At 70.2% G+C, this 2,386-nt stretch carries 5 protein-coding genes; all 5 read left to right on the top strand.

What is annotated here, in order from left to right; translation table 11 throughout:
• Nucleotides 1-364: 364 nt before the first annotated feature.
• The 5 genes from ABFX51_RS32625 to ABFX51_RS32605 all read left to right on the top strand — a co-directional run bounded on the left by ABFX51_RS32625 (nucleotide 365) and on the right by ABFX51_RS32605 (nucleotide 2,360).
• Nucleotides 365-664 carry a hypothetical protein gene (locus ABFX51_RS32625; RefSeq protein WP_346056007.1) on the top strand — a complete coding sequence of 100 codons (300 nt, stop codon included), beginning with the start codon at nucleotides 365-367 and terminating at the stop codon, nucleotides 662-664.
• Nucleotides 665-757: 93 nt separating this feature from the next.
• Nucleotides 758-1,099 (top strand): hypothetical protein, encoded by a 342-nt coding sequence (locus tag ABFX51_RS32620; RefSeq protein WP_346056006.1) that lies wholly within the window; start codon nucleotides 758-760, stop codon nucleotides 1,097-1,099.
• A gap of 156 nt (nucleotides 1,100-1,255) precedes the next feature.
• A complete protein-coding gene (locus tag ABFX51_RS32615; RefSeq protein ID WP_346056005.1) occupies nucleotides 1,256-1,684 on the top strand; it encodes a RapZ C-terminal domain-containing protein in 429 nt (142 codons plus the stop codon).
• Nucleotides 1,681-2,010, top strand: coding sequence for a hypothetical protein (locus tag ABFX51_RS32610; protein WP_346056004.1), 330 nt, complete (start codon nucleotides 1,681-1,683; stop codon nucleotides 2,008-2,010). The genes ABFX51_RS32615 and ABFX51_RS32610 overlap by 4 nt, the downstream gene beginning before the upstream one ends.
• The gene (locus tag ABFX51_RS32605; protein WP_346056003.1) at nucleotides 2,007-2,360 is read left to right on the top strand and encodes a hypothetical protein; all 354 of its coding nucleotides are present in this window, start codon (nucleotides 2,007-2,009) and stop codon (nucleotides 2,358-2,360) included. The genes ABFX51_RS32610 and ABFX51_RS32605 overlap by 4 nt, the downstream gene beginning before the upstream one ends.
• Nucleotides 2,361-2,386: the final 26 nt, after the last annotated feature.

Raw genomic sequence — 2,386 nt, 5'->3', positions numbered from 1 at the left:
GGCCTGCGTCCTCGTCTGCTACCGCAAGCTGCCGACTTCATTATGAAACCAGCTGTTAGTGCTGGGGCCGTTGCGCACGCGTTCTGTCGAAGTCGGGCAGGTAATTCGCTGGCATGCGCAAGCGCCACGTGAGATAACGCCACCGGGAGCGGTGGCTTTATAGAGCTGTGTTTCGTGCGCCCTTTTTCGGGCGCACTGTCGGCCCGCTGCATGCAGCGTTTGTGCTGCTAGTGGGCCATTTCAAGGCCATGAGGTGTGGTGGCTGGACTCGCAGGAGTCGGGTCACCGCACCTCGGGTCGAATTCGTTTGTTCATCACAGGCGGGCACTGCCCGTCTCCGATTCCAAAGTGACGGTGATGCGTCATGCCCAAAACTCCTGGCAAGGGTTCCGCTTTGACCGCTCTGCGGTTGGCGGAGGAGGAAGCGGCGGCACGGTATCTGGCCGCGCGGCGGGAGATGCTGCGGCTGCGGTCGCAGGTGACGGCCATCGGCCGGCTGGTGAGCCAGCACCCGCGACGGCTGGACTACCGGGCCTCCCTGAAGACGGTCGCGACCGCTCACGGTGCGGCCTTTCAGCGTGCCGAGCTGGCCTACACGCGCTGGCAGCAGGCGCAGCTGCGGTCGGACTCCTACTGGACCGACACCGCAGGCCGCGCCGCGTAACCCCCGAAAGGCCGCCGAGCGCGGCCACCAGACGCCCCCAGGGCCGGGCGAGCAGCGCCGGTGTGCCTGGTCATCACGACAACGAGGAGAGCAATGGAGTTCGCACGGATCACCAGCGCCGCGGCCCGAGAGGCCCTGCTCCCGCTGGTGGACGACGACATCTCGGCGGTGGCGATCGCCGAGGACGCCGCGGCAGAGGCTGCCGAGATCGATGCCCTGATCGAGCAGGAGCTCGGCCCGGACTTCGCGGTGATTGACGAGCAGGTCGAGCAGGCGGAGCGCGATTTCGCCGCCGCCGAGCTGGTCAGCGCTTTCCGGGTGACGCATGAGCTGACCGACCAGATCCGAGCGCGCCGCACGGTCCGCCGGGCGACGCGGGAGGCGCTGCGTTCGTGGGTCCGGGCCGGTGGCGCGACCGGCGGGGTGGCCGCCTGATGGGCCGAGTGCGAACCGCTCGCCGGCCGGTGCCGATCACCGACGCGGAGTACCTGGAGCTGTGCGAGTGCCGCTGTCCTCGATTGCCCGGGACGCATCTTGCCGGGCACTGCGGCAGCGGCTTGGAACCGTCCGCGACCGCTGAGGAGGCACGCGATGAGTGAGAAGTACTGGGTTGTTGAGGTACCACGCGGAGAGGTGTTGAAGGTCGCGGTCACCTCCTTCGGCTACCTGCACGGTGCCCCGCCGAAGGCGCACCTGGTGGTGGATGTGCGGGACTGCCTGCACAACCCCGCGAACGGCCGGGCGATGCGGGAGTTGACCGGCCTGTACCCGCAGGTGCGTGAGCACGTCCTGGCCACGCCCGGCGCGACGGACGTCCTGGCCAGTCTGCTGAGCACCGTGCGCACCCTGCACCGGCTGCACGACCCCCGGCGTTTGAAGGTGCTGGTCGCGATCGGCTGTGCGGGCGGCCGTCACCGCTCGGTCGTGCTCGCCAACGAACTGATGCGGACGCTCAACCGCCAAGGCATCGCCACCGAGGTCGAGCACCGCGACGTCGCGCGCCCGGTGGTGACCCGATGACCCGACTCCTGATCACGGACCCCGGCGCGGCGCATCCCGCCAAGAACGCCGCCGCGCCGGGTCTCCCCACCCAGCCACTTGCTGACCAGAACGGAGAGACGCACATGGTCGCACAGGCCATCTACCACCAGGCCGCACGACGGACCGGCTACCGCTATGAGCTGGTGATCGCGCCGGTGGAGATCATCGCCCGCCGCCACCGCGAGGGCCAGTCGGTCGCACAGATCACCCGCTACATGCAGTCCCAGCTCGGCCCGGACCACCAGGCCGCGGCGCGGAACTTCGTGGAGTGGGTCATCGCCGTCACCGGGGGTGAGCGCCGGTGAGCGCCGAACTCCTGTTCCGCTGCCTGGCCTGCGAGCTGGCCCGCGACGTGCGGGACGTGCCCTGTGAGCTGTGTGGTGCGGCCCCGGACCTGCATGTGGTCGAGGGGGACGAGCTGGTCACCTACGACCCGTTCGCCCTCAACCGGCTGGTCTCCGCGGCTGCTGCTGCCCGGGTGGCGCACGCGCTGGAGGTGCTGGCCGAGGGCCACCGCCGCCGCGCGCGGCTGTGGGCGCGGCTGGAGCAGGACCACGACGCCCCGCGGGCGCAGTGGCACCGCGCGGAGGCCGCGTCGTTGGAGCGGCTGCGGGCGGCGGAGCTGGTCCGCGCCGAGCTGGAGGAGGTCGCGTGAGCGCCCGGATCGCGGTCGGCACCACC

The sequence above is a fragment of the Amycolatopsis dongchuanensis genome, assembly GCF_039542405.1.
GTDB lineage: Bacteria > Actinomycetota > Actinomycetes > Mycobacteriales > Pseudonocardiaceae > Amycolatopsis_E > Amycolatopsis_E sacchari.
Note: the sequence above shows the minus strand (reverse complement) of the source record. Positions and strands in the feature narration are given on the sequence as shown.

Excerpts from the sequence above, each read along its gene's own strand:
- ABFX51_RS32625 (WP_346056007.1), top strand. The coding sequence starts at position 365 with ATGCCCAAAACTCCTGGCAAGGGTTCCGCTTTGACCGCTCTGCGGTTG.
- ABFX51_RS32620 (WP_346056006.1), top strand. The coding sequence starts at position 758 with ATGGAGTTCGCACGGATCACCAGCGCCGCGGCCCGAGAGGCCCTGCTC.
- ABFX51_RS32615 (WP_346056005.1), top strand. The coding sequence starts at position 1,256 with ATGAGTGAGAAGTACTGGGTTGTTGAGGTACCACGCGGAGAGGTGTTG.
- ABFX51_RS32610 (WP_346056004.1), top strand. The coding sequence starts at position 1,681 with ATGACCCGACTCCTGATCACGGACCCCGGCGCGGCGCATCCCGCCAAG.